Here is a 26,582-nt window from a genome sequence, read left to right as displayed (position 1 = left end):
GTGCGCCGCGCATCGGGAGCACGCATGCGGGGCGCCAGCACCCTTCGTAGGCTGGTGGTGCTCGGGGCTACTGCGGAGGTCTGCCATGCCCCGAACCGTCTGGTCAGGTGCTATCTCGTTCGGTTTGGCATGTTAACCGAACTAATCCTTGAGTATTCGCAGGTCAGCGGCCTCTTCTGCTAGCTTCCCGGGATGCTTCAAGGCGACCTCCCCGAGAGGGACTTGACCGCGTTCGTCCTGCCCGAGATCGGCAGACTGCACGGGACCGGAGAGTGGTGGACGCCGTACCAGTTACTGGGCTCCAGCGGTGCCGTCGTCGAGCCCGTCCAGGTCTTCTTCACCGAGCTTCAGGCCGAGGACAAACCTGCCTCCACGATCCGCTCCTACGGCATGGACCTGCTGCGCTGGTGGCGGTTCCTGTGGGCACTCGACATTGAGTGGAATCGGGCGACGCGCACAGATGCACGGGACTTCTCCCGGTGGATGCATGTCGCGAACAAGCCGCAGCGCCTGCACTGGCGGCATCGCAAGGCTGGCTACACCGCCGAGACGGCCCCACAGACGGTGCGTAAGAAGATCGCGGGTACGCCGAACGCGATCACCGGCAAGCCCTCACCTGGCCCGCGATACGCGGCACGGACACGGGCTCACTGCGAAACGGTGCTCCGCACCTTCTACGACTCCCACCTGGCTGAGGGCACGGGACCGATCATCAACCCGTTCCCGCTGGGCCGCTACCGGCCAACGGTCCCGAAGCGGGCTCCCCGGCGCATCCCCGATGAGATGTTCAACGCGCTGTTCGCCGCCCTGCGGCACCACCGGGACCGTGCTCTGCTGGCCTTTTGGGTCTCCCATGCGGCCCGGGCCGAGGAACTCCTCACCAGCCGGCAGCGTGATGCTCTGCCCGGCGAGCAACTGCTCGGCGTGGTCCGGAAGGGAACCCACGCCTACCAGCAAGTTCCTTGTTCTGCCGATGCGTTCGTCTGGCTGCGCCTCTACCAGGAGGAGAACCGTCGTGACGGTGTCCCGCAAGGCAAAGCCCTGCCGTTGTGGTGGACGCTACGACGGCCTTGGCGGCCGTTGAAGTACGACGCGGCCCGGGCAATGTTCAACCGGGCGAACGATCTGCTCGGGTCGAACTGGACGCTGCACGACCTGCGTCACACCGCGGCCTACCGGATGGCCCGGGACCCGAAGGTGTCGCTGACGGACGTGCAATGGGTGCTCGCACACGCGCACCTGTCCACCACGCAGATCTACCTGCAGGCGGGAAACGACGAGGTGATCGAGACCATCCGCGCCCATCACGCCCGGCGGAGCGCCGCAGCTCAGCGCCCCTCCGTGCCGGCACCGGGCTACCGCCCAGAGAGCCTGCGCACCCTGTTCGGAGAGTCCCGGTGACGGCCCGCACCGAACAGGCCGTCACGGGGCCCGCAACAAGGAATGCACGGCTGTCGGGCGAGGCCCTCAAATCGGTCACGGAGCGGTTCCCGCCGCGGCCAGTGGCGCTGGCGCCGGCAAGCGTCACGGCCCGTCTCCGGCGCACGCGCGGGAGCGGCCATATCGAGACCACCAAGGACCACACCGTCGATCAGCTCGGTGGAAGCAGCAGCATCTTGCGACAACGCCGTAAGCACGAGGATATGGACCGGCTGATGGCTCAGTACCGACCCTCGACGACCTCCACCAGCGGGAACGCGTCCTGAAGCAGGTGGTGCAGCTGGTCTTCAGCCTCCAGCTGCTGCATGGTGCGCGGTTCGGTCATCGACGAGGTGACGTCCAGTGGTTGTGACGGAAGACGACGGCCGGCCCGATCCGGGTGAGGCCGGCCGTCGGCGGGGTACACAGGTAGGTTCAGCGTTGCAGGGTGAGGACAGCCGGCCGCCAGGGCAGTTGGTCGTAGGGGCCGCTCGCGGAGGGGGACTTGCCCTGGTAGAGGAACTGCAGGTTGCAGGGGTCGATGGTCATGGTCTGGTCGGGGTTGTTGCGGACCAGGTCGCCGTGGCTGATGTCATTGGTCCAGGTGGCGCCGCTGTTGGCCTTGCCCGCGAAGGGGTTGCCCTCGGTGGCGGCCTGCGGGGTCCACGTACCGCTCAGGCTGGATGCCGTGAACGAGCGGAAGTAGCGCTGCTCGTTCGCACCGCGCGCCTCGACGATCATGAGGTACTGGTTCTGGCCCTGGACCTTGTAGACCTGCGGCGCCTCGAACAGGTTCTTCACCGTGTCGCTCATGACCGTCGTGTACGACGAGCCGAAGTTGCCCGGGAAGTTCCCGATCGGCATGCTCGCACGGTAGATCTTGCCGTTGTCACCGGCGAAGAACAGGTACATGTTCTGGCCGTCGGCGATCAGGGTCTGGTCGATCGGGGCGGCGCCCGGGAGGCTGCCGGTGAACAGCGGCTGCGGCGCGGACCAGCCGTTGGGGTTGGTGGGGTCGCTCGACGTGCGGTAGATGAACGGCCACGCACCCCACTGGTACGCCAGCACCCAGATGTTCTTGGGCGCGAAGTAGAACAGTGTGGGGGCCACTGTGGACTGGCTCATTCCGGTCTGGCCGGCCGATGCCATGTCCGACCAGTTCGTGAAGGGCTTGAAAGCCATCGAGCCGTACGACGATCCCGACACGTTCGACGCGTAGACCAGGTGCTTGCCGTTATACACCACGTTGGTGAAGTCCTTCAGCGAGACCCACCCGTTCGCCGGCTGCGCCAGCGCACCTGTCGACGTCCACCGGTAGGTCGACGGCAGAGAACACGTGCCGTCCGGCGGAGTCGGGGTCCCGGACAGGTTGGTCCACTTCTGGTTGCTGCCGCCGTTGCACGTCCAGATCTCCACCGCCGTGCCGTTGGCCGTACCGGAGCCCGTAACCTCCAGGCACAGCCCGGACTCCACGCCGACGACCGTGCCGTCGGAGTTCACCCGCCACTGCTGGTTCGCACCGCCGGAACAGGTCCAGGTCTGCACCCGGGTACCGGCCGCGGTGGCGTGGCCCGGAACATCCAGGCACTTGTTACCGTACACGGTGAGCTGGTTGCTGTCCGTCAACGTCCACTGCTGGTTGGCCCCGCCCCAGCAGTCATAAATCTGTAGATACGTGCCATCGGTCTGGCTGACCCCCGGCACATCGAGACACCGGCCGGAGCCAACACCGCGCAAGGCGCCGCTGGAAGCCGCCTGAGCCGGGGCGGCGACGAGCATCGCCGCCAACGCGGCCAGGGCCGCAACCACGGCGGCGAGCACCACAGACGGATGCCTGCGGCTGAAACTTCCTCTGCTCATGGATGCTTCCTCAACTTGAGTAGGCGGTTCCGGTTGGCCTCGTCAGAGGCTGGCCGGACTGTCGGTGTGGTGCGGTGTGCAGCAGTCCGTGAGCACCACGACGGCAACAATTGACGGGGTCATGACATACACATGCGGCATGACCCTTGCGGCTCCGACTTCGGGCGGTGCTACCTGGAGTGGCCTGCTGTGCAATGGAGCGGCTCGAAATGTTCGTCATACCGAACAAGAGTCGAAGTGTCGAGCAACCCGAATGATAGGGAACCGGTGAACGGCGTCAATACCTCCCGCATGCATCGCCGCCAACGTCGAAACATTCGCACACTACACACCGGCCAGCGCACGCCATACCGTCAAATGGCTGGCCCGCAAGCCACTTGCCCCCGGAAGGAAGCAATTACGGACGGTGCAGACACTCGGTCGACCCTGCCTCCAACGTCCGTGACGCACCAAACTCTCCGTACGCCGCCGACGACGGAACCGGGGGGCCACCGTCCGCTCACCGGAAGCTCGAAAGTTTCGTAAGACAATCGGAAATTTTTTCCGCGAGGAGTATTGACGATCCACGGTCACCACCTCAATCATCCCTGTCTGAGAAACCGGCCCCGGGCCGAGCCTCCGGGTATCAGCCTGGGCAATCCATGCCGCACGGCAGATCAGCGACCAGCTGCACGACAGATCCGCGCCACGACATCACCTGCGCCACCCGTTTCGTTCCGGTGAGGTTCGCACCAGCGCGTCCTGGCTCTTCCCGCAGTTGGAGAGGTATGCGACGCCGCGTGACGGTCCCCCGCTGAGCCGCGATGGAGTACCCCATGCCTGTGTCGAGACGTGGAACACCGCCGCCGGCCGTACGTCACCCGGCGGCCGACCGGGTGCTGCCCGTGCCGGTTGGGGTCGTCCCGGTCCCATGACTGCGGTGTCCGGTGATTCCGTGCTGCCCGGGCTCCGGCTCACCCCGTCCATCTGCCGAACGGGGCCGGACGACGTAATCCCCTGCGCTTCAGTCGAACCGCGATTTCTACCTCGGAGGCACAGTCATGGGCTCGTATGCCCTTCCCAGATCCGTTACCCGCCGGAAGATCCACGGCCTGCTGCTGGCGCTGGTCGTCGGCGTCCTCGGTGCGGTCACCGCACTGATCGCACCGCCGACCGCACACGCCGCCGAGAACACGCTCGGCGCCGCGGCGGCACAGAGCGGCCGCTACTTCGGCACCGCCATCGCCTCGGGCAGGCTGGGCGACTCGGCGTACACGACGATCGCAAGCCGTGAGTTCAACATGGTGACGGCCGAGAACGAGATGAAGATCGACGCCACCGAACCGCAACGGGGCCAGTTCAACTTCAGCGCCGGCGACCGCGTCTACAACTGGGCAGTGCAGAACGGCAAGCGGGTGCGCGGCCACACACTGGCCTGGTACGCCCAGCAGCCCGGCTGGATGCAGAGCCTCAGCGGCAGCTCACTGCGCCAGGCGATGATCGACCACATCAACGGTGTTGTGGGCCACTACAAGGGCAAGATCGCCCAGTGGGACGTCGTGAACGAGGCCTTCGCCGACGGCAATTCGGGAGCTCGGCGGGACTCCAACCTGCAACGCACGGGCAACGACTGGATCGAGGTCGCCTTCCGCACCGCGCGCGCCGCCGACCCGGCGGCCAAGCTCTGCTACAACGACTACAACATCGAGAACTGGACCTGGGCCAAGACCCAGGCCGTGTACGCCATGGTCCGGGACTTCAAGCAGCGCGGTGTGCCGATCGACTGCGTCGGGTTCCAGTCGCACTTCAACAGCGGCAGCCCCTACAACAGCAACTTCCGCACCACCCTGCAGAATTTCGCCGCCCTCGGCGTCGACGTGGCCATCACCGAACTCGACATCCAGGGCGCCTCGGCCTCGACCTACTCCAACGTGACCAACGACTGCCTGGCCGTCCCGCGCTGCCTCGGCATCACCGTCTGGGGTGTGCGCGACACCGACTCCTGGCGATCGGGGGACACGCCGCTGCTGTTCAACGGCGACGGCAGCAAGAAGCCTGCCTACACCGCCGTCCTCAACGCACTCAACGGCGGCGGCTCCACGACGCCCCCCGCGGACGGCGGACAGATCAAGGGCGTCGGTTCGGGCCGTTGCCTGGACGTGCCCGGCGCCGGCACCACCGACGGCACACAGCTCCAGCTGTGGGACTGCCACAGCGGCACCAACCAGCAGTGGACGTACACCGACGCCGGCGAGCTCAGGGTCTACGGCAACAAATGCCTTGACGCCGCCGGCGCAGGCAACGGCTCCAAGGTCCAGATCTACAGCTGCTGGGGCGGCGACAACCAGAAATGGCGCCTCGACTCCGACGGATCCATCGTCGGCGTCCAGTCCGGCCTCTGCCTCGACGCCGTCTCAGGCGGCACCGCCAACGGCACGCTGATCCAGCTCTACTCCTGCTCGAACGGCAACAACCAACGCTGGACACGCGCCTGAGGGGGCCTGCCACAAACGAAGGGGTGAAGCCGTGACGGCCACCCCGGGCGGCTTCTCCTGCCCCTCCGGGAGGACATCGTTGACGGTCCCGGGTCGCCGCCGTGGTGGCGGCGACCCTCGCGATCGGCATGCTCGGCGCGGTGAATCCGGCGCCCGCCGAGGCGGCGACGGTGAACACCGATGCCTGGTACGTCGGTCGGCTCGCCCGTCCTCCATAGGAAACCGAAGAGAACCAGCAGGTCAGACGCTCTTCACGGCGGGCTCCAGAATCGCCACGCATTCCACGTACGAGGTCATCGGAAAGGTGTTCATGATGCAAAATCTTACGTAATCGCAGTTCACAGGCCGTTCTCGACGTAGTTGATGAGCCCCTTGGGTACCCGGAGCGTCAAACGAGCGTCAGCGACCAGCCTGAGCAGCAATTCCTTACCGAACCGCTCCAGCGAGGTCCGCCAACAGGACGTCGGCCACCAGTTCCTCGACCACTGCGGTGCCATGTTCGGTCATGGCGCGCGTCAGTTCAGGATCCCAGGGTGCCTCGGTGAGTCGGCCGGGCTGAGGGCCCTGCGGTGTGCGCGCGACCGCGGCACGGTAATCCGCGGCCGTCATGCGCCAGGGGCGGGCCGGCGTCTTGTCCAGGACATACGCGGCGATGCGAACGCCTTCTCCGTCGAAGTCGCCGTGGTACCAGAGGGTGGCTCCCTGGTGGGCCAGAAGGCGGAGGAGATGGATGGCCGCGCTGTTGGGCCAGCCGGACGTGCACACGAGCGGTGGGCAGTCCGGGCCGAAGCGGCGTACTGCGAGAGCCAGGATGCTGGGGTTCTCCACGGCGTGGACGACGGGCGCGGGAGCAACGGCCAGAGCGAACTCGCCTGGGGAGCGCAGTTGGGCGAGGGTCAGGCTGGCGGCTTGTCCGGCCTCGGCGCACACTCGGGACACACGGGCGAGCGGGCCGTCGCCGAACAGGCGCAGGCCGGCGACGAGAACAGCGGCGGACAGGTCGTCATCGGCGACACCCGCGCGAGCCCACAACGCACGCCGTTGCGCGGCGGACTGCGGCACGGCGGTGTCGTAGAGGGTTGCCAGGGCGCGCAGGACGAGGGCCGACAGTGGAGTGCCGTCGTCGAGTGCGTGTGAGTGACCGTTCAGGACTCGGGCGGCGAAGACGGGCAGTGGCTCCGCCCGGGTGGGTAGCTCCCCGAGCACGGTGAGCGCGTCTGTGAGCAACGCTCGGGTGCGTTCCGGTGAGGCTCCGACCAGTCCAGCAGCTCGGCAGGAGGCAACCCAGTCGGACAGCGCGGGCTGGGCCCTCACGGTGTCGTGGCCGGTCAGCCAGGTCCACAGCCTGGTGCGCTCGCCCTCTTGGCGGCGCCGATCGCCCGCTCGGTCACCGACAGGGCCGACGAGGTCGGTGACGGCTTCCCGGACGGTACGGCCGCACAGCTCGGTGACGGCTTCTTCCAGCCGGGCCAGAGTGACGGAGGGCCTGGCGTCCGGCAGCCGGTCGAGACCGAGGAGGTCGGCCAAGGCTTCACGCTGGGCCTCGTCGAGCGGTCCGAGCCGAACTCGGGTGACAGGGCGGCCGGAGGACAGGCGGTCGTGGACCGTGTCCCAGAGCGAGCGGAGTTCGGGGCGGCGCAGGGTGCGTTCGCCCGGGGCCGGATCCGGGTGAGTCATCCTGCCTCCACGTCGGTGCCGTTCCAGACGAAGCGCGCGCTGGTGACCGCGTCGTCGTCCCTGTCGGTGAGGAGTTGGTGGACGGCGATGCCGGGCAGCTCGCCGTAGGTGCACCACTCGTGGTCGGAGGTGACCATGAGGTCCAGGTCGAGTGCGGTGAGCAGGGCGAAGACCTGTCCGCGGTTGACGGTGTCGACGCCGACGAAAACCTCGTCCAGCAGGATCGGCCGGGGTGCCAGGGGTACGGCCTCGTAGTGGGCGGCGACGGCGGCGAACAGCGGCAGATGAAGTGCGATGGCCTTCTCTCCGCCGGAGAGCGCTCCGTGCAGCTTCTTGGTCAGCGGCTGCCAGCCGGTCCCGTTCGCCCGACCGAGGCGGACGGTGAAGCGGTGCCAGGCGGTGTAGTCGAGCACCTCGCCGAGCTGCTCCTCCCAGCTTGCAGCCGTGTCGCTGCCCTTGGCCTCCTCGATACGGGCGCGGAAGAAGGCGTGCAGGGCCTCCCGGTCGGTTTCGGTGACCCGGCCGGGGTCTTTCAGCAGCAGCTGACGGGCGGTGCGGGTGCTGTCCGGGAGGTCCGGACGGACGTCCCACACGAGTTGGACGGCGACGTTGGAGGCGGTGCGGACCCGTTCCAGGTGCCCGTTCATGCGGTCGACGAGTTCACCCGCCTGACGGATCCGCGCCGCGAGATGGCGGCGGATGTCGCCGGTGAGGATCTGGTCGAACAGGCGCCGCTCGGAGGTCGTGATGTCGTCCTGGCTGCGGTCTCGCTCCTGGGTGAGCGTGGTGAGCAGGCCCGTCGCTCCCACGCGTACGCCGTCGAGGGTGGCGGTGAGGAGCTGGATGTCGTCGTCCGGTTCCAGGTCCAGGTCGGCGCGGGCGCCGAGGCGCTGGCGGGCCTCGTGGACCGCTTCGGACAGGCGGGTCGCGGCGTCGCCCAGGTTGCGTGGAGCGTGTGGGATGCCGGGCCACTTCGCCGCTGTGGCGCGGGCGGCCTCCAGGGTGGCCTTGGTGCCGTCTGCGGCATCGAGTTGCGGTGTGATGCCGGCGTCCTCGGCCAGCCCGGCCAGGCACAGGTGACGGAACCGCTGTGCCGCGGCGTCCCGGGTGGCGAGGGCCTGTTCCCGTCGTTCGGCGTCCTGGCCGCTGGTGGCCCGGAGTTCTCCGATGCGTCCTTCCAGGCGCAGCAGGAGATCAGCCGCCCGGCCGGTCTCCTCGCGGCAGCGGCGCAGCTCGGCGCGCGCCTCGGCGACGCGTGCGACGATCTGCCGGTAGTCCTCGCCGACGGTGGCTTCCACTGCCTCCAGGCGCGCCTTCAGCCCCGCCGCCTCCGCTTCGGCGGCGGCCGCGTCCTCGGCCTGCGCCTCGGCGGTCCGGCGCGAGCGGTCTGCCTGTGCGGCCCTTTGGTGGGCCCGGTCGGCGGCGGCGGTCGCGGCGAGGCGGGCGTCCACCCAGCTGTCGGCGGTGTCCCGGAACCTGTCGGTGGCGGCGGACAGTTCATGCAACCGGTCGCGGTCGGTGGGCAGCCCGTGTTCCGCGGCCCGGCGGTCGAGCGTGCGCAGAGCGCCCGCCACCTCGTTCTCGCACCGCGCCAGACGCCCGGCGGCGTCGCGCACGGCGTCGTCCCGGGCAGCCACCCTGTCCTCGGCGCGGTCCCGGTCACGCCGCCGCGCGTCGAGTGCCCGGTGGTCGGGGCGGGCGGCACGGTCGGCGTCCAGCCGGGCGCGGCGAGCGGCGAGGCCCCGCAGCTGGTCGTCGAGGCCGGCGAGAGAAACGTTCGTCTCGCCGATGCAGTCGGTCAGTTCGCCGATCCTGCGCTGCCGGGCTCGCTGCCGTGCGAGGGCACCGATGTGGGCCGGCTCCGGCTTGCTCCAGGTACCGGTGGCGAGCGCGAGACGCCAGGCGCCGTCGGCGGAGACGGCCGCAGGGTGCCCGTCGGACAGAGTCGGCCCGTACGCGATGCCGGTGAGGATGCGGGTCACGGTGTCGGCCGGGACGGGGATGTCCGCCTCGGGCTCCAGTACCTCCAGCAGGCTGGCCCCCGGCGCAGTCACGGCCAGGGCCGCCTCGGCGCGGGTGTCGTGCCCCGGCAGCGTGATCCCGTCGTAGGGGCTGACCCAGGCGTCCAGGAGGCCCGACGCCTCCAGTGCGGCCTCGACTGCGGCCTGGGCGGGAAGCGGGACCTCCTCGCGGAAAGCGACCAACCGCCACAGGGGTGCTCCCGCCGTCGCCGTGCGGACGGTGGTGCGGGTGGGCGGGGGTACCGGCGGCAGGTCGGTCTCGCCGCTGAGCCGTCGTACCTCCTCCTCCAGTCGGCTCCGCTCGTGCCGCAGGCCCTGACGTGCGGCTCGGGTGGTGGCCTCCGTCGTGGTGATCTCCTGTTCCAGCGGGCGCGCGGCGGCTTCGGCCAGGACCGTCACCCCGGCCTCGTCCGCCGCTCTCGCCACCAGTTCCTCGGAGTCGGTGATGCTCAGTTCCGCGCAGCCCTCGGCCCAGGCGAGCAGCCGTTCCGCCTGTGCGGCCAGAGCGTCGTCCCAGGCGCCGGCCGCCTCGTCTCGCCGGGCGATCGCCTCAGCGAGCCGGCTGCGGGCCTCGTCCAGCAGTTCCTCGGCGGCGCCTCGGTCGCGTACCGCGCGATCGTGCTCGTCGATCGCCTCGGTGACGAGGGTGACCTGCTGACGTCGGGCGGTGACCGCGCCGCGCAGCAGCCGACGGGCTTGTCGCGCTCCGTTCTCGGCCGTCGTGCGCGGGACGCCGAGACCCTGGTCGCGTCCCCTGCTCTCGGGCAGGACCACCGCGGAGCCCGCGTCCAGGATCGTACTCGCCTCGTGGTGGAGCGACTCCAGTCCTGCCGCCCGGGCCGACCGGTGTGCTTCCCCGGCGGCTTCGCGCGCGTGCTCGTCGAGTGTGCGGGCCTGGCCCACCGCCTCGTCGGCGTGCCGCTGGTCCTCCTCCGCCTGGTGCCGAGCGGTCTGGGCGGCGGCTCGCTGCCGCCCGGCAGCCGCCGTCACGTCTTCGGTACGACGACGGAACCGGTCGAGTTCCTCGCCCTGCTTGTACGCGTCACTCTCGCGCAGGCCCTCGATGGTCTCCTCCAGGGCGTGTGCGCGAAGCTCCAGTTCCTCGCGTCGGTCCTGGGCCGACGCGCGCTCCGCCAGCGCCTGTTCGAGTTCCTCGGCGCTCTGACGGGCGACGCGGGTGAGGTTGTCCATCTCGGTGGTGGCCGAGATCAGCGCGGCGGAACCGGCGCGCAGGACCCGACGCGCGTAGGCGCGCTGCCGGGATGCGACGGTCTCGGCCGCCGCCACCTCGTCGTCGAGCCGCTTGAGGTGTTCGCGCTGCCGGTCCAGCCGCTCGAAGCCCTCGGCGAGTTCGGCGATCTCTCCCTCGCCCAGCGGGGGCAGAGCGCGGGACAGCAAGGTGGAGAGCAGGGACGGGTCGAGCCGTTCGGACAGTTTGGGCTGACGCAGCTGGAGCAGGGCCGACAGCAGTGACTCGTAACGCTGCTCTCCCATGCCGGCGAAGAGTTCACGCCGTACGGCGGTGCGGTAGTCGGTGGCCGAGGCATAGATGTCCCCGCGGTCGCGCAGCGCTTCGGCGAGGGCGGCCCGGGTCAGTGGCTGTCCCGCCTCGTTGACGAGGAGCACACCCTCGGGGTCGGCGATTCTGGAGCCGGTGGTGAAGTAGTCGGCGTGCACCGTGGTGGTGTGCACGCTCGCCTGCAGGCGCGCCCCGCAGCCGAACCACCGCTCGGTGCCGTCGTCGCCGACTCGGCGGAACTCCATCCACACGTACCCCACGCGGGTCTTGCCGGAGGCGCCCTCGCCCAGCAGGTTCCAGTGCATGGTGCGTTCCGAACCGCCGAACGTGGACAAGCGGTTGGGGCGGAGGCTGGCGTCGAAGAGGAACGGCAGCAGAAGCTCCAGCGCCTTGGACTTGCCCGAACCGTTCTGGCCGCGCAGCAGCAGGCGGCCCTGGTGGAAGGTGAACGTCTCGTCGTAGTAGCGCCAGACGTTGAGGATGCCCGCGCGGTGCGGCCGCCATCGGCTGATGGCGTCGTCCGTCGCCGGTGCCTGGCCCGGCTCGACGGACTCCGACCGCCGCGGGCGGGGAAGCTCGGTGACGCTCACTGCTGTTCTCCTTGACTGCCTTCCGGCTCGGAACTCGTCGTCTCCGTCAGGCGGTAGCGGTACGCGGCCGGGCACGCGACAACACGGCCCCCGGCTCGGCGCGCCAGGCCGAGGTCACGCAGGACGCGTACCGCGTCGTCGGCCAGCCGCGCCGCGCCGTCCTCGGACTGATACGCCCGGGCCCACCGCGGGAAGCGGCCCAGCAGATCCGCTCCGGCCTCGGCGAGCTGTTCGGGCAGCAGACCGGCGGGCGCGGCGCACAGCGGCTCCAGGAGAAGCAGCGCTGCGACCCGGGCGGTGGACGTGTCATCGGGGAAGCGGACATCGGTGGCGAGCCCGTCCGGGTCCACGAGCAAGTAGCCCTCGGCTCGCTCCTCCAGGAGGAAGCCGGCCTGCTCGACCGAGCGGCGCAGGATCTGGCGTCCGGTCAGGGACGTGACGTACGCCAGCTCGTCGTCGGTGAGGTCCGTCCGGTACAGCACGGGGTCGTCGAAGAGTCGGCGCAGCACCGAGTGGCGCAGCCGCAGGTTGCGTTGCGCGTCCGTGGCGGCGGTCTCCTCGTGCGCCTCGTCCGTCGTCCCGTCGGCGAGCGCGCTGCCGTAACGGCGCTCCCGCACGAGACCGGTGAGGAGGGACTCGAACCGCGTCGGCACTTCGTCCGGGGGTACAGCGAGCCGGGAGGCGCCGACGGGCGCGGCGGGCAGCCGCATGAGCAGCGTAGTGTCCACGCGGTAGAGGACCTTGGCCTCCGCGGACTCGACGTACGCCTCGGTGGTGCCGTCGACCGCGCGCAGCACGTCGTACGACTCCAGCAGCTTCAGGACGTCGACGAACGCCATCCGCTCCGGCTTGTGAACCGGGTCGAACGCGGCCAGCGCCCGGTCGGCCGCCGTGGCCTGTACGACGCGGTCGGCGAGCATGCCGATGGTCGTCATCGGCATCGACAGCAGCTCGGCCGCGGTCACGCACAGCAGCACGTAACGCCGGCGGTCGAACGGGGCCCGGCCGGAGCGCACCCTGCGGGCCGGGCGGGAGCCGTCCGGATCGGCGCGGACCTTGGTGAGTCGGGCGTAACCTCGGCGGGGCTCCACCACCAGGCTCCAGCCGCAGGTGTAGTCGAACCACTGGGCCAGCGGTTCGCGTCGGCGGCGTACGAGTTCGAAGCCTGCCGGATCAGCGGCCTCGGTCAGCAAGGGCCTGGCCAGCAGGAGACGGATGGCACGGGCGACTTCCTCCCGTTCCGCGGCCGCGAGCTGGTTGGCGAGGGTGCTCATCCGGCCGCCTCCCGCCGCGCGGCGCGGCCGCGCGGGATGGCGCTCGCTCCGCCCACCGTTGTGATGTGGACGACGTAGTCCGGTCCGGCCAGGGTGCCCTTCGTCGTGCGCAGTACGGCGCTACGCTCGTCGGGAGGCGGAGACAGCGCGATCTCCACCCGGCCGTCCCCCGTCATGGCGCGCCGCAGGCCGCTCGCGTCCGGGCGGGCGGACAGGGCCCGGCCCAGCAGGTCGAGCAGTCGGTCGAAGACGGCGGGATCCAGCGCGCCAAAAGAGGAGAGGCGGATGGAGGTTTTTGTCTCCAACGCCTCCCAGGCACGTGCGAGTTCCGCTCGCTCTGCGCGCGCCCGCTCCACACGCTCGGCCCTGATCGCCGCGACGTCCCGCACCTTGGCCGTGCGGGTGAAGCGTTCCGTCCGTCCGCTGGTCCGCAGCAGCGCCGACACCTCTACGGGCGGGGCCTCGGACCAGGAATGGGACGATGGGATCAACTCCGGGTCGGGATGGGCAAGGTGGGCGTGACGTGCCGGGCCGAGCCCGAAGGCCGCCGACCACAGCCGGTGCAGGTCCTCCTCCGCAGGGGCCGCGGCGAACCAGCGCGCCAGTTCCCGGAAGTCCTGCACCGCGCTGGAGGAGCGGCGCCGGGACTCGTTGATCCGCTCCAGGACCTGAAGGAGCGAGACGATGGCCCGCCGGGCGATGTCGTGCAGCTGCTCGATCCGGGGCCGTGCCCCGTCGTCCGGCAGGAACCATGCCCGCAGCCCCGCCCAGCGCGCCCGCCTGCTCTCCAGCCAGCCGGACGCGGGATCCGCACCGCCCACCGGCGGCAGCTCGGCCCCGTTCAGGGCCCGCTCGCGCAGCACGGCGGTCCCCCGCTCCTCCACCCGGGCCACGGCGGCGGCGACCGCCTGCCCGCGCCGGTCGAGGTTGACGAGGAACTCCTGCAGGTATGCGACGGTGGCGGCTTTGACTTCGCGGAACACCTCCAGGTCTGCGCCCTCGGCGCGCAAGAGCCGCTGCAGTTCGCCGTTGAACGCCTTGGTGTTCTCCACGAGGGCCTCCAGATGCCCCTCCAGCTCGCGCAGTGTGCTGAAGATCCGGCGATCGGCCGAGGCGGGTTCGCCGGACAGCAGGCAGAGCTCGTCCAGGCGGTCGGCGATGGCCTCCAGCACGGCCGTCTGCAGCGCCCCTGTGGAGGCCAGCACCTCGAGCGCGTGCCGTATTCCGGCGAGGGCGGCCTCGCCCCGGCGGGTCAGTGAGTACTGGAGGTTGCGCCGCTCGTACTCCTCGGCCGTGCGGTAGTTCTCCGCATGGTTGTGCACGACGTCCAGAAGCGCCCACTGCACGAGTTTCCTGAGCGCCTCATGCAGGTCCTCGTCCTCGACCGCCGCCGCCCAGCCCACCGCGCGCAGCCGCCGGCGCACCGCGTCGAGCCCCAGCGCCGTCTCCAGATGCTCGCCGGCCACGCCGAAGGCCTCCAGCACCGCGCCGTACAGGTCGGACCTCTCCACCGTCGTGAACCGGAACATCTCCGGTGGCACCCTCCGCACGCCTGCGCCCCTCCTCCCCCAGCGCCTCAGCAGCATCCGGAACTCCACCGTAAAGGTCGACTCCGACATTCGGAGCCAGTCCCGGACAACCGGCGAGATCGGCCGCCGGGCGGGGCCAGCGGCGCAGCCGGGCGGGTGCCCCAAAGCGGCGCCGCATTCAGAAACGGCTCGGCTACCTCAGCCCGATCGAGTACGAGGAGAAGCATTACGCCGACCAGGCAGCGACCGAACAAGTGAACCTGAAACCACGTCAACCCGCTCTGACCAGCTAGTCAGCCACTCCCGCACTGCGGGGGAACCTCAGCGACCCCGGATTGGCCTGGACGGTCAGATGCGTGTGCCGGTCAGTGGTTGTTCGGTCCACACGGTCTTGCCCTCGCGGGTGTAACGGGTACCCCAGCGTTCGGCCATCTGGGCCACCAGGAACAGGCCGCGCCCGCCCTCGTCGGTGGCACGGGCGCGGCGCAGGTGTGGCGAGGTGTGGCTGGTGTCGCTGACCTCGCACACCAGAGACCGCTCACGGATCAGCCGCAGGGTCGCGGGGCCGCTGGCGTACCGGTAGACGTTGGTGACCAGTTCGCTGGCGATCAACTCGGTGGTGAACGCCAGGTGGTCCAGCCCCCATTCGGTGAGCTTGGCCGAGGTCAGTTCCCGGGCCAGGGCGGCGCTGGCAGGCTCCAGCGGCAGATGCCAGGAGGCGACATCGTCCGGTGGCAGCATGCGGGTGCGGGCGATCAGTAGAGCGACGTCGTCACTGGGGCGCGAGGCCACGAGCGAGTCGACCACCGCTTGGCAGGTTCGTTCCAGAGCGTCCGCGGGGCGGGTGAGCGCTGCGCACAGCCTGGTCAGGCCGACGTCGGCATCGATGTGGCGTTCGCCGATGACTCCGTTGGTGTAGAGGCACAGCAGGCTTCCCTCGGACAGTTCGATCTCCCGGGCCTCGAACGGCAGCCCGCCCAGGCCGAGCGGTGGGCCGGCGGGCAGGTCGAGCGGAGCCGCCTGTCCGTCCGGAGCGGTCACCACCGGCGGCGGGTGACCGGCGCGGGCCACGGAGCAGCGCCGGGACACCGGGTCGTACACGGCGTACAGGCAGGTGGCACCGACGACCTGCTCGCCCACGGGCCGTCCGTCCACTGCTTCCTGTTCGACCGCCAGCAGGTTGACCAGGTCGTCCAGGCGGGAGAGGACCTCGTCCGGTTCCAGGTCGAGGGTGGCGAGCGTATGTACGGCGGTGCGCAGCCGGCCCATGGTGGCGGCGGCATGGATGCCGCGTCCCACCACGTCGCCGACGACGAGAGCGACCCGGCACCCGGACAGGGGAATGACGTCGAACCAGTCACCGCCCAGGCCCGGGGACGCACTGGCCGGCAGGTAGCGCAGGGCCACCTCGACGGCCGACTGGTCCGGAACCGCCCGGGGCAGCAGGCTGCTTTGCAAGGTGTACGCGGTCTGCTGCTGCTGGGAGAAGCGTCGGGCGTTGTCGATGGCGACGGCGGCGCGCGAGGCGAGTTCCTGGGCAAGGGTGAGATCGTCCGCCTCGAAGGGATCGGGGCGGCGCGAACGCCACAGGGTCATCACGCCCAGCACCAGGCCACGCGCGGCAAGAGGTACCGCGATCAGCGAGTGGACGCCCAGGTCCGGAGCGTGGGACCCCTGGCGGCCTTCCGCGGAGAACCAGTCGGGCGGGAGAACCGCTTCCAGGACGGGCCGGCCTTCGGCCAGGCATCTGGCCTCGGGTGTGTCGGACCCGAACTCCACCGGCTCGCCCTGCGAGTGGGACGGGCCGGTCTGCTGGGCACCAACGCTGCAGGCCCCCACCCGAACCACAGGCCCTGCCAGCGCCCGCACCGGTTCCTCACCGCGCATAACCGGCTGAAGCAGGTCCACTGACGCATGGTCGGCGAGGTGAGGCACCATCACCTCGGCGAGTTCCCGGGCGGTCGCAGCCATGTCGAGGGTGGTTCCGATACGGCTGCCGGCCTGGTCGAGGAGCGCGAGCCGACGCTGGGCCCGATGGCGTTCGGTGATGTCCTCGATCAACTCGGCGACCCCAAGGATGCGGCCGGAGGGGTCCTCCATCCGGAAGGACGAGACCATCGCGACCCGCTCTTGAGCCGGATCCCGTTCCAGGCGGACGAACTGCTCGGAGTAGACCAGCGGTCTTCCGGTCTCCATCACCCGGCGCACCCGGTCCACGGCCTTGCGTGCGTCATCGGGGACGAGGAAGCAGCCCGTGGGCAGCCCCTGGAAGACTGCTGCGGGGAGGCCGGTGAAGCGTTCGATGGCCCGGTTGACCCGGAGAAGGGTCAGGTCGGGGCCGTGGACGACCAGGCCGATCGGGCACCGGCGGTACAACCCGTCGAGAACCGCCCGGTCTCTTTGCCATTCCAGGACGCCGACCGCGAGCGCCCCGGCAAGAATCCACTCACGGACCCCGTCATCTCGTGAGAGCGCATGGGCCCTCAGCCCCATCTCCACGAGCCGCCCGTCACGGTGCCGCAAGGTGAGCACGCCGAACCAGCCGCCGACTCGCCTGCAGCTCGCCGCCGCCTCCGTGACAGCCGGCAGATCGCGAGGATCGACAAGGACCTCGTACGCCGGACGACCGATCACAGCCGTGTCCGGATAGCCGAGCAGTTCCTGGGCCCGCCGGTTCCATCCGGCCACGACTCCCTGGTCGTCGAGCACCGCCAAGGCGGCGACGTGCAGGGCGAACGGATCGTCGTGGCTTTCGCTGAACTCCTTCACCCGCTCCTCCACCGCTGGACACCACCTTGTACTCGGTCACCGATGTTCTGCCGTCCGTCCTGGCCGCGGCCGGTGACCGGCATGACGGCGTCCGGGCGGTGGCTCGGCGTTCCCCATGCGCGCTGACCTGCTGATGCCATGTGAGCCCATTGAACCCGGTGGAGGCCCGCGGTCTCGCCCGCCTCGCGGCACGGCGTGGCGGGCATGAGGGATGACGGCGGGCGCGGCGGCCAGCTCATGCCAGCCCCCGTGGAGGTGCCCCCAGCTCGCGTGCCGCCAGGGCCCAGCTGAGCTCCACCGCGGTGTCCGGAGCGTCCAGGCTGATGCCGGTCAGCTCCTCGAAACGACGCAGCCGATAGCGGACGGTGTTGACATGGACGTGTGCGCTGCGGGCGACTTCACGGATGTTCCGTCCCCTCTCCAGGTACCCTCGCACCGACTGCTCGATGAGCGCACCGAACTCCCCCTCCGCCTCCAATGGGCGCAGATAGCGTTCGAGCAGCAACTCGGCGAGTTCCGGTTCGGCGACGATCGCCATCCGCCAGGACAGGTCGCTCAGGTCGTACACGCCGCGCAGAGCGTATGCACGGGCGGCTTCCAGCAGCCTGCCGGCGGCACGGAAGGAGCGGTGCGCCGCCGCCAGGTCCGTCGGTGGGCCGAGCCCCGCCACCACCCCCAGGTCACCGACCTCCGGCTTCGCCTCGACGACTCCGGCAACAGTGTCGTCCAGCAGGGTGAGCAGCGCGCCCCGGCCATGTCTGCGGCCGTGGAACTCCAGGGAGCGTTCCAGCGCGTCCGGAGCGACGTCGCCGTTCGGGACCGCCCTGATGGCCCGGTACGGCCGTGACGGGTCCAGTCCGTAGATCGCCGCACCGCTGTGGATCTCCGCCGTGCTCAGCGTCCCGTGGAGCAACCCGCGAAGGAAGTCGGCGCGGCGGCGGGCGTCGAGCAGGGCGGAGGCGGCCTCTGCCTGCCGGTGGACGGCGTCGATCCGGACGCTCGCGACGTCCGTGAGCTCCCACAGGCATGTGGTGCGGTCGACGATGAGGCCGGGGTCCAGCTCGCGTCGGGTCGCCTCCGCGATGAACAGATCGCGTATCGCGCTCAGCGCCCGGCGGAAGGCGCGGAGCCCGTCGCTGAGCGGCACACCCTGGGCGGCCCGGTCCCGGGCCACGTCGGCTTCGTCGAAGTCCTCCGGCGCGGGCACCGTCCCCGCTCGCAGCACCGTGAGAGCCCGCTGGAAGTGCCGATGCCAGATCTCGTCCAGGAGTTCCCGCGGGACCGCGCGGTAGGACGGGACATGGTCCGCCAGATCCGCGGGCAACCGCCCGCCCGCGTGCCGCTGCTTCGCGGCCATCGCGGCGATGACCCGTTCGAGGGACGCCGTCGCGTCCGACTGCCCGGGCCTGAACCGCACCTCCGCCCCTGTCGGCACCAGCCGTTGTGCGATTGAACAATATGCCGACCTCCGGCCTTGGCCGAGGAGCCGTCGACTACCCGGCGCCGCCGCCGAAAGCACAGTGGCACGGCGGCGGAAGGAGCCCGCATCGACCCACCTGACGAGGCGTCGATCGACCGGGCTCAGACCCGCCCACGTGCCACCGACCCGGCCTGACGAACAGTGCGGAGACCACCATGACCGACGAGCACCATCACCGACCCGACCGCGCCGCCGACGACGCCGGCCCGCGCCTCGCGCCACTGCCCGAGGACGGCTGGGACCCGTCCACCCGGGAGCTGCTCTCCCCGGTTCCCCGGGACGCCGACGGGCGCCTCGCCAACATCATCACAACCATGGTGCGGCACCCCGGCCTCTTCCAGCATTTCCTGCCGTTCGGCAGCCATCTGCTGCGCGACGGCCGTCTGCCGGACCGGACCCGGGAACTGCTGATCCTGCGCACCGCGTGCAACACCCGGGCCGGCTACGAATGGGGGCGGCACGTACCGCTGGCCAGGGCAGCCGGGGTCACCGACGAGGAGATCCGGCGGGTGGGCGCGGGTCCCGACGCCCAGGAGTGGACGCCGGCCGACGCCCGTCTGCTGCGTGCCACCGACGAACTGCACCGGGACGCACGCCTGTCGGCCGCCACCTGGTCGGCGCTCGCCGCCGACCACGACGAGGCACAACTGATCGAAATCACCATGCTCCCCGGCCGGCCTCCAACGGCTACAAGTCGGCTTCCCTGGACGCGGCGATCAGCGGCAGCCCTGGCTTGGGTGGCGTCCCGCCATCAAGATCGTCACCGCGCTCAAGACCGCTGCCGATCAGCCTGGTGGACCAAGGCTTGTCACTGCCCGAGCCCGATCCAGTCGAAGACAGCCGTTCCGGCGAAGTCGACGCCGAGGTTCGAACCGGCGGCTTACCGCCCCGGCGTCGCTTCCGACGATGTCCGCGCTAGAAACCGGTGCCGGCTCCTCGCCTGAACGGGAGCGCGTCACCGAGGAGCTGCCCGCCGTCGATCACCATCGTCTCGCCGGTGATCCAACTCGCGGCGTCCGAGACGAGAAACGCGACCGCCGAGGCGATGTCTGCAGGCTCCCCGATGCGCCCAAGAGCCGTCGCATCGGACACGACCTGCTCGTGCTCCCTCCACAGAGCTTCGGCCAGCTTCGTGCGCACCACACCCGGTGCCACCGCGTTGACGCGAACCTTCGGCGAGAGTTCCAGGGCCAGTTGTTTCGTGAGGTGGATCAGTGCGGCCTTCGACGCGTTGTACAACCCGATGTTCGCCTCGAAGGCCATGCCGCCGACCGACGCGGTGTTGACGACCACGCCGCCGTGGTCGCCCATCCAGGCCCGCGCGGCCAGACCCGTCCACAGGACGGGAGCCCACAGGTTCACGTCGAAGGTCTTGGCGGAGTGGGGTCCCGGGCTGACGAACCTCGAGTACGCTGGCCCACGCCTCCGCCCGATCACTGGACGATCTGGCCGACGCCCTCATGGGCAACGCCGGCCGCGTCGCAGACCGGACGGACGACATCGCGCTGCTCCTGACCCAGTACACCCCTGGCCTGCCGCCCGCGTCCGGCGGCTGATCCCGGCCTCTCGACACCCCACGCCTCTCCGGTGAGCCGGCCTGCCCCTGGCCACGACCACTACTACGCCACCAGCGACCCGGCGATCTTCGAGAGCTCTCCGGACGCCGCGCCATCATTCGCCAACAGGAGCTCCTGTGCCGGGTCACCGGCAGGCGGCGTCCGAGAGACTTCGGGAGATGCCCTTCTTCTGCGTCCAGCAGGAGGCTGGTCTGTCGATCACCGGCCGCAGCCGGCCTCCGGCAGCCGGATCGCCGACCCGCGACGCCCTGGCTGGGCCGACGCAGTGGCGCCTCGGTACAGGCAGGTCGTACCTGCCGACGTCACGCTGCACATGCGGGAACGGTTCACGAGAGGTCGGCGAGAGGAGCGCTCGGTTGCCAGGCAACGGGCAGGACGATGTCGACACCGTCGCGGCGGGCCAGGGGCAGCAGCCGGCTCATCGTGGCGTCGATGTCGTCCAGGAAGTAGGGCATCGGCCTCAGGGGCCGGTGCAGACCGAGGAAGAAGTCGTCCCAGTGCACCAGGACGACCCGGCGGGCCCCGGTCGAGACAACGACCTCGTCCCAGTAGGTGCGCAGGAACTCGGTCGGCTGCTTGCCCAGGTTGCCGATGCCCAGATAGATGACGTCGGCGGGCCGACCTCGCAGGGCGCCGGGGCGGAAGTTGGCACTGGCATGCAGCAGGATGCGGCCTGCAGGATGGGTGACGAGGACACTGAAGGCGGTTCCGGTCTTCCATGCTGCGGCCCGGGCCGGTGGTACAAGGGGCTTGTCGACAGTGCCGGGATAGTGGTCACCGGGGCTGTGCACGGAGTCCAGGAAGGTCAGGTCGAAACGGCCGTAGGAGACGGTCTGCCCGTCCGCGACCACCCGCAAGGACGACTCCGGCACTCTCAGGCCGCGGCCGATGTTCGCGGTGGAGGGCGATCCGACCAACTCCGCGCCGGTCTCCAGGGCCCACACCGGCGCATCGAGGGCGTGATCGTAATGGGAGTGGGCGCAGACCACCGCGGCCAGACTCTTCACCCGCAGTCGATCGATGGCCGCGCGCACGACAGAGCGGTCGGGCGCGATCCTGCCCAGGGCGACGCGCAGCAACCCCGGCCGGGTGACGAACCCGTCGCTGAGCACGGACGTCTCCCCGTCCGACAGGAGAACGGAACTGGTGCCCAGAAAATGCGCGACCAGCCCGTCATCGCTCGTCATGGGGGGCTGTTCGTACGGCAGATACGGACGCAGGCTCGCATGACCGACAGACATTCTCATACCGGCATCCTGACGTGTCGCGGACGGCTGGGCGGCGTGGGGCTGCCGCGGTCGCCCGCCGACCACCGCGAGGCCCGCACAGCAGGATGGCGCGTCCAAGGCAGGGCTCATGGGAAACGAGTACTTTTCAGACCGCTCCCCTACGAGGCCCTTGACTCCGCTGCTGCACAAATGGCGAGTGGTGTCCATCTGACCTTCTTCGGCAGCTTCGTGTTAACGGCGTGTAGTCCGGCTGCTTGGTGAACGCCCCGGCCATGGGACTGGCCGCGCTGCCCTTCTGATCAGGCGGTGAATGCGGCGGCTCACCGGACGTATGCCGGACTCCGCCGATGACCTCGGCTCGCTCGGTGTGAACCACATCGACACGGCCGCCTTGGGCTGCTCCTCCCCGCGCTCCGCCAACGAACTCGTCAACAGCTCACTGACCCCGTACCCGGACGACCTGGTGGTCGCTCCCCCGGCGGGGGACCTGGGCGCGACGGCGGCGGTCAGGGCGCGAGCCGCCCAGGCTTCCGCCGGCCGGGGTGGTGCCGGCGGGGCGATGTTTGCTTCGAGGCCGGGTGAGTCGGCGGCCGGCGTAAGGCAATTGGGCGGTGCCGAGCAAGCAGTCGTCACGATGGGCGAGTTGGCACCAGCCCTCCGTTCTCGACCCCGTGGGCGCCCGGCACGACATCCTCCAGACCGTGGAGCGTTCGCCTCCGGGTCATACCGCCCCCTCGTGCGGCTTCGTGGGGGCTGCGGGCTCAATGACGAGCGGGCTCAGCACGCTGCTGGACGCTGCCCGCCCGAAAGTGGGTCAGGCCCGTTCCTTTTTGACAGACCCGACCCTGGGCCTGCTGATCGTCTGCGCGTTGGTCGTCATCGTGTCCGGGCACATGGAGCGCCGCCGCGCGAAGAAGCATGGCGTGGAGGGCCGTTGGCTGTCGCTGGCGGCCATCGGGGCTGGCTGTGCATCGTGTACGCGGTTCTGGTCAACGTCGTGGTCATGGGCCTGGTCACAGGGCTGGCGGTGCTGTTCGACTCGGCGGGCTTACAGGGCGCCTCTTCCGCGAGCGCCGCAGCTGCCGACACTGATCGGACCAGGTCCAGTGGTGACCACAGAGCGCGGCCACCGATCATAGGGACCGAACCAGACGAACTGTAACCGGGGTCTATGAGCAGCGGGGAAAGACCCGAAAACACCGTCTGCACGAGCTCGTTGACATCCTTCAGGCGAGAGTCAACGACCCTCACAACTCTCCGTCACCGCCGAATGTGAGACGGGGCCGCTCGTTTGACAGAGCTCCTTAATACGCGCGTCCCGGGTTGAGGCGGCCCTCGGGGTCGAAGACGGCCTTGATGCCGGTCATCAACGCCCGCTCGGTGGGGCCGAGTTGTGCGTCGAGGTAGCGTGTCTTAAGCGAGCCCACGCCGTGCTCGCCGGTGATCGTGCCGCCGAGAGCGAGCGCCGCTGCCACGATGTCGTCGAAAGCGGCACCGGCACGGTCGGCGGCGTCACGGTCGGTGGCGTCGTAGACGACGGTCGGATGCAGGTTGCCGTCGGCGGCGTGGCCGAAGGTGCCGACCAGCACGTCGTGGTCGGCGGCAATTCGCTCGATCACAGCAAGCAAGTGGGGAAGGTCCTGGACCGCGACGCCGACGTCGTCGAGCAGCGTGGTGCCCAGCCTCTCCAGAGCCGGGTACACCATTCGTCTGGCCTGCATGAACATCTCGCCTTCCGCCGGGTCGGCGGTGTGCAGCGCCTCGGTGGCGCCACCGGCTTCGGCCAGCCTGGCACAGGTGGCGGCCTCCTGATCGGCGGACGGCCCGTCGCACTGGACGAGTACGAGTGCCCCGGCCGACTCGTCCAACCCCATACGTGTCAGGCGATTGACGGCACGAATGCACGTGCGGTCCATGAGCTCCACCGCCGCAGGGTCGGCGACCGCCGCGATCCGCAGCACGGTGTCGACTGCCTGCTGGGGTGTCGGGAACGCGGCCACTACGGTCGCGGTGGCCGCCGGGAACGGTCGCAGTCGCACGGTGGCGTTCACGATCACCGCCAGGGTGCCTTCGGAGCCGACGAGCAGCCGGGTGAGGTCGAGCCCGGTGACATTCTTGCGGGTCGGCGGACCTGTACGGATCACGCGACCATCGGCGAGTACGGCCGTCAGCGAGGCGACATGGTCGGCGGTGACCCCGTACTTGGCGCAGCACATGCCGCCTGCGTTGGTCGCCAGGTTGCCGCCCATGGTGGAGATCGCCTTGCTTCCCGGGTCCGGCGGATACCACAGGCCGTGCTCGCGGGCGCGGGCGTCGAGATCGCCGGTGAGCACGCCCGGCTCGACCGTTGCCGTGCGGCCGGGCACGTCCAGGGCGAGGATCCGGTCCATCGCGGCGAGCGAGAGTACGACGCAGCCGTCGATCGCATTGGCCGCGCCGGCCAACCCGGTGCCGGCCCCCCGCGTCACCACCGGCGCATGATGGTCGCCGGCTGTGCGCAGCGTGGTGATCACGTCATCGGTCGAGCGGGCGCGCACCACCGCCGCCGGGCGCCCCGCGGGAGCCAGCAGGCACTGGTCACGGCGGTAGGCCTCCATCGCGTCCCGGTCGGTGACCACCCGGCCCGGCAGCGCGGCGGCGAGGGCGGTGGCGACGTCCGCGAGCACCTCGGTCATGGCGTCTCCGGCTCGTAGAAGCCGCGGACGTGAGCCACGACCAGCTCGGCGGCACGGTCGGTCTCGCCCGCGTCCAGCGCGTCGACGATCGCCTGGTGTTCGGCCAGCAGACGCCCGAGCACCGTGGCCGGATCGGCCACCGCGGCGAGCGCGTCGAGCAGGTAGCCGGCGATGCAGTCGCGCAGCACGCCGATGACGAACCCCAGCGCCTGATTACCGCCGGCGTAGGCGAGTTGCACATGGAAGTCCACGTCAGCGGCGTGGAAGGTGTGAATGTCGGCGTTCTCCACCGCTGCCGCCATGGTCACCAGGCAGGTCCGAGCCGCATCCGGCACGGACGTGGTCTGCCGTATCGCCTCCGCCTCTAGCAGCGTGCGCAGCGCCACCAGGTCTGCCAGCGGGATCGCGCCGACCTGCAAAGCGGTGCTCAGCGCCAGGCCCGCCGCGCCGGCCGTGCGCTCGTGGGTGACGCGCGGACGCGCGGTGGAAACCGTGTCCGCGCCGCTGATCAGACCGTGCGCCTGCAACACCCGCAGCGCCTCGCGGATGGTGGACCGCCCGACGCCGAAGGACTGGGCGAGTTCGGATTCCGTGGGCAGCTCGGTGTCGGCGGGGAATGTGCCGTCGAGGATGGCCGCCCTCAGGCGCTGAGCCACGTCGAGGCTCAAGGGCACGCGCGATACCGGCGAGATCGTCATGCCGCACACGATAGCTTCTTGTCTGTTTGTCGGACAAGCAGTTATCGTGCTTCTCGCTGTGCTGCAGGACACAAGGCCTTTACCTCAAAGACGCGGAAATCAGGTGTCGCCATGACCGAGAAGCTCGAGCTCGACCCGGCCAAGACCGCAATCGTGCTCATCGAGTACCAGAACGAGTTCACCAGCGACGGCGGTGTGCTGAACGGGGCGGTCGCCGACGTGATGCAGCGCACCGGAATGCTTGCCAACACCGTCGCCCTGGTCGACGCCGCCCGGCAGGCCGGAGTGTCGATCATGCACGCGCCGATCACGTTCGCGGAGGGCTACGGTGAGCTGACCCGTCACCCGTACGGCATCCTCAAAGGCGTCGTGGACGGGAAGGCGTTCGTCAAGGGCAAGTGGGGCGCGGCCATCGTCGACGAGCTGACTCCGGTGAACGGGGACATCGTCATCGAGGGCAAGCGCGGGCTCGACACCTTCGCCAGCACGAACCTCGATTTCATCCTGCGCAGCAAGGGCATCGACACGATCATCCTTGGCGGCTTCCTCACCAACTGCTGCGTGGAGTCGACCATGCGCACCGGTTACGAGCACGGCTTCCGGGTGATCACCCTGACCGACTGCGTCGCCGCCACCTCGCAGGAGGAGCACGACAACGCCATCTCCTACGACTTCCCGATGTTCTCGCTGCCGATGACCTCTGCCGACGTCATCGCCGCCCTGTAGTCCCGCGCCGTCGCCCCGCCCCGGGGGCTTGGCCGGCCAGAGTGCTCTCCCTCGGCTTCGGTCGCCCGCCGTCGGTGGTCCTGACGCGAAGGCAGTTGACATCGCCCGGAGCGAACGGCGCGAGACCCACCGGCGCTCGTGCTCCAGGCGGTGTCCGACCGTCTTTCCGGGCATGTGGGGTGAGGCGGGCGGTGGAAAGGTCACGGCAGGTGATCAACGGCATTCTGGTGCGTCGGCGCTCCGGGTCCCGCGGCGGGATCCGCCCCCAGCGTTCGGGCAGTGGAACACCGTCCGCCGGCAGCACTGTGCAGCCTCGCCGGCCGCTGTGAGGCGGCCATCGCAGGCCCGCCGGCAGCCGATCCGCACAGCCGCCCGCCCCTTGTGCACCTCACTCACGGAGCGCGACATGCCATCTGACCGGATGCGGGAGCTGATCAGGCGGGGCGCCGCGGTGGCTGCGCGCTCTCCGGAGGAGTGGCTGCGCGAGATCGAGGACGCCACTTTGTCGGCGGAGTACCTGCAAGCCCTGACCGATGACCCGGAGCTCACCGCTCAGATCCGCCGCACCAGCCGCGCCAACGTCCTGCCAGGGCCGAGTCGAGGCCGACCGGCCCGCACTCTCGCCCCGGCGCCTGACCCGCTACCTGCTCACCCGCCCCGACCGCCTCAAAGACCACCAGCGGGAACGCATCGAGGCCGCCCTCACCGCCTGCCACGAGATGATCGCTCTGACCGACCTCATCCACCACTTCGCCGCACTGCTGGATCCCGCCGACGGCAATGCCGCCCTGCTGAGCACCTGGATCACCTCGGCCCAGGCCGAGGACCTGCCCCACCTGCATGCCTTCACCCGGGGCCTGGAGAAGGACCGCGCCGCAGTCGACGCCGCCCTCACCCTGCCGCACCACAACGGTGGCACCGAAGGCGTCAACAACAAAACCAAGCTGACCAAGCGTCAGATGTACGGCCGCGCGAGCTTCCCCCTCCTCCGCCACCGCATCCTCCTGGGCTGACCACACCCTCCGTCACCACCGACTACGGAACAGACCCGAACGATTTACAGTC

At 69.9% G+C, this 26,582-nt stretch carries 15 protein-coding genes and 2 pseudogenes; 6 read left to right on the top strand and 11 right to left on the bottom strand.

All coding sequences use genetic code 11. The features are described from left to right. Nucleotides 1-192 precede the first annotated feature (192 nt). Entirely contained in the window at nucleotides 193-1,401 is a 1,209-nt protein-coding gene (locus ABZ915_RS43485) for a tyrosine-type recombinase/integrase (RefSeq protein ID WP_361815304.1), read from the top strand. A 453-nt stretch (nucleotides 1,402-1,854) separates the two neighbouring features. Here ABZ915_RS43485 and ABZ915_RS43480 read toward each other — a convergent pair whose 3' ends face one another. After that, complete coding sequence (locus ABZ915_RS43480) at nucleotides 1,855-3,279, bottom strand: non-reducing end alpha-L-arabinofuranosidase family hydrolase (protein WP_361815302.1); 1,425 nt, start codon at nucleotides 3,277-3,279, stop codon at nucleotides 1,855-1,857. Between the two features lie 1,040 nt (nucleotides 3,280-4,319). On the opposite strand from ABZ915_RS43480, the gene ABZ915_RS43475 reads away from it, so the two are divergent. Beyond that, a complete protein-coding gene (locus tag ABZ915_RS43475) occupies nucleotides 4,320-5,753 on the top strand; it encodes an endo-1,4-beta-xylanase (RefSeq protein WP_361815299.1) in 1,434 nt (477 codons plus the stop codon). Nucleotides 5,754-6,179: 426 nt separating this feature from the next. Here the strand turns inward: ABZ915_RS43475 and ABZ915_RS43470 are convergent, their stop codons facing one another. From ABZ915_RS43470 to ABZ915_RS43445, 6 genes are all read right to left on the bottom strand, one after another. Continuing rightward, complete coding sequence (locus ABZ915_RS43470) at nucleotides 6,180-7,430, bottom strand: TIGR02679 family protein (protein ID WP_361815296.1); 1,251 nt, start codon at nucleotides 7,428-7,430, stop codon at nucleotides 6,180-6,182. After that, entirely contained in the window at nucleotides 7,427-11,560 is a 4,134-nt protein-coding gene (locus ABZ915_RS43465) for a TIGR02680 family protein (protein WP_361815293.1), read from the bottom strand. The genes ABZ915_RS43470 and ABZ915_RS43465 overlap by 4 nt, the downstream gene beginning before the upstream one ends. Further along, nucleotides 11,557-12,834 (bottom strand): TIGR02678 family protein, encoded by a 1,278-nt coding sequence (locus ABZ915_RS43460; protein WP_361815290.1) that lies wholly within the window; start codon nucleotides 12,832-12,834, stop codon nucleotides 11,557-11,559. The genes ABZ915_RS43465 and ABZ915_RS43460 overlap by 4 nt, the downstream gene beginning before the upstream one ends. Then, nucleotides 12,831-14,363 carry a TIGR02677 family protein gene (locus ABZ915_RS43455; RefSeq protein WP_361815287.1) on the bottom strand — a complete coding sequence of 511 codons (1,533 nt, stop codon included), beginning with the start codon at nucleotides 14,361-14,363 and terminating at the stop codon, nucleotides 12,831-12,833. Before ABZ915_RS43455 ends, ABZ915_RS43460 begins: the two co-directional genes overlap by 4 nt. A 348-nt stretch (nucleotides 14,364-14,711) precedes the next feature. Further along, nucleotides 14,712-17,144 (bottom strand): SpoIIE family protein phosphatase, encoded by a 2,433-nt coding sequence (locus ABZ915_RS43450; protein ID WP_361815284.1) that lies wholly within the window; start codon nucleotides 17,142-17,144, stop codon nucleotides 14,712-14,714. Between the two features lie 223 nt (nucleotides 17,145-17,367). Further along, complete coding sequence (locus tag ABZ915_RS43445; protein ID WP_361815281.1) at nucleotides 17,368-18,549, bottom strand: helix-turn-helix domain-containing protein; 1,182 nt, start codon at nucleotides 18,547-18,549, stop codon at nucleotides 17,368-17,370. 218 nt (nucleotides 18,550-18,767) lie between these two features. Between ABZ915_RS43445 and ABZ915_RS43440 the strand changes: the two genes are divergently transcribed. Beyond that, nucleotides 18,768-19,556, top strand: coding sequence for a carboxymuconolactone decarboxylase family protein (locus ABZ915_RS43440; RefSeq protein ID WP_361815279.1), 789 nt, complete (start codon nucleotides 18,768-18,770; stop codon nucleotides 19,554-19,556). On the opposite strand, the gene ABZ915_RS43435 is transcribed toward ABZ915_RS43440, so the two are convergent. After that, the gene (locus tag ABZ915_RS43435) at nucleotides 19,528-20,049 is read right to left on the bottom strand and encodes an SDR family oxidoreductase (RefSeq protein WP_361815276.1); all 522 of its coding nucleotides are present in this window, start codon (nucleotides 20,047-20,049) and stop codon (nucleotides 19,528-19,530) included. The two genes, ABZ915_RS43440 and ABZ915_RS43435, sit on opposite strands and share 29 nt — an antisense overlap. A 466-nt stretch (nucleotides 20,050-20,515) precedes the next feature. Continuing rightward, entirely contained in the window at nucleotides 20,516-21,376 is an 861-nt protein-coding gene (locus ABZ915_RS43430; protein ID WP_361815273.1) for an MBL fold metallo-hydrolase, read from the bottom strand. A gap of 403 nt (nucleotides 21,377-21,779) precedes the next feature. On the opposite strand from ABZ915_RS43430, the pseudogene ABZ915_RS43425 reads away from it, so the two are divergent. Then, a pseudogene (locus ABZ915_RS43425) lies at nucleotides 21,780-21,887 on the top strand (aldo/keto reductase); the annotation flags it as partial. 835 nt (nucleotides 21,888-22,722) lie between these two features. On the opposite strand, the gene ABZ915_RS43420 reads toward ABZ915_RS43425, so the two are convergent. Further along, a complete protein-coding gene (locus tag ABZ915_RS43420; protein WP_361815270.1) occupies nucleotides 22,723-24,093 on the bottom strand; it encodes an FAD-linked oxidase C-terminal domain-containing protein in 1,371 nt (456 codons plus the stop codon). Beyond that, complete coding sequence (locus tag ABZ915_RS43415; protein WP_361815267.1) at nucleotides 24,090-24,791, bottom strand: GntR family transcriptional regulator; 702 nt, start codon at nucleotides 24,789-24,791, stop codon at nucleotides 24,090-24,092. Before ABZ915_RS43415 ends, ABZ915_RS43420 begins: the two co-directional genes overlap by 4 nt. 111 nt (nucleotides 24,792-24,902) lie before the next feature. On the opposite strand from ABZ915_RS43415, the gene ABZ915_RS43410 reads away from it, so the two are divergent. Both ABZ915_RS43410 and ABZ915_RS43405 read left to right on the top strand, forming a co-directional pair. Further along, nucleotides 24,903-25,517, top strand: a complete 615-nt coding sequence (locus ABZ915_RS43410) for a cysteine hydrolase (protein ID WP_361815264.1) — start codon at nucleotides 24,903-24,905, stop codon at nucleotides 25,515-25,517. A 587-nt stretch (nucleotides 25,518-26,104) separates the two neighbouring features. Beyond that, nucleotides 26,105-26,530 (top strand): annotated as a pseudogene (locus tag ABZ915_RS43405) (transposase); the annotation flags it as partial. Nucleotides 26,531-26,582: the final 52 nt, after the last annotated feature.

Origin of the sequence: Streptomyces sp. NPDC046915, from assembly GCF_040644935.1 — a bacterium.
Classification (GTDB): Bacteria; Actinomycetota; Actinomycetes; order Streptomycetales; family Streptomycetaceae; genus Streptomyces.
This window is presented reverse-complemented; position numbering and strand designations above follow the sequence as displayed.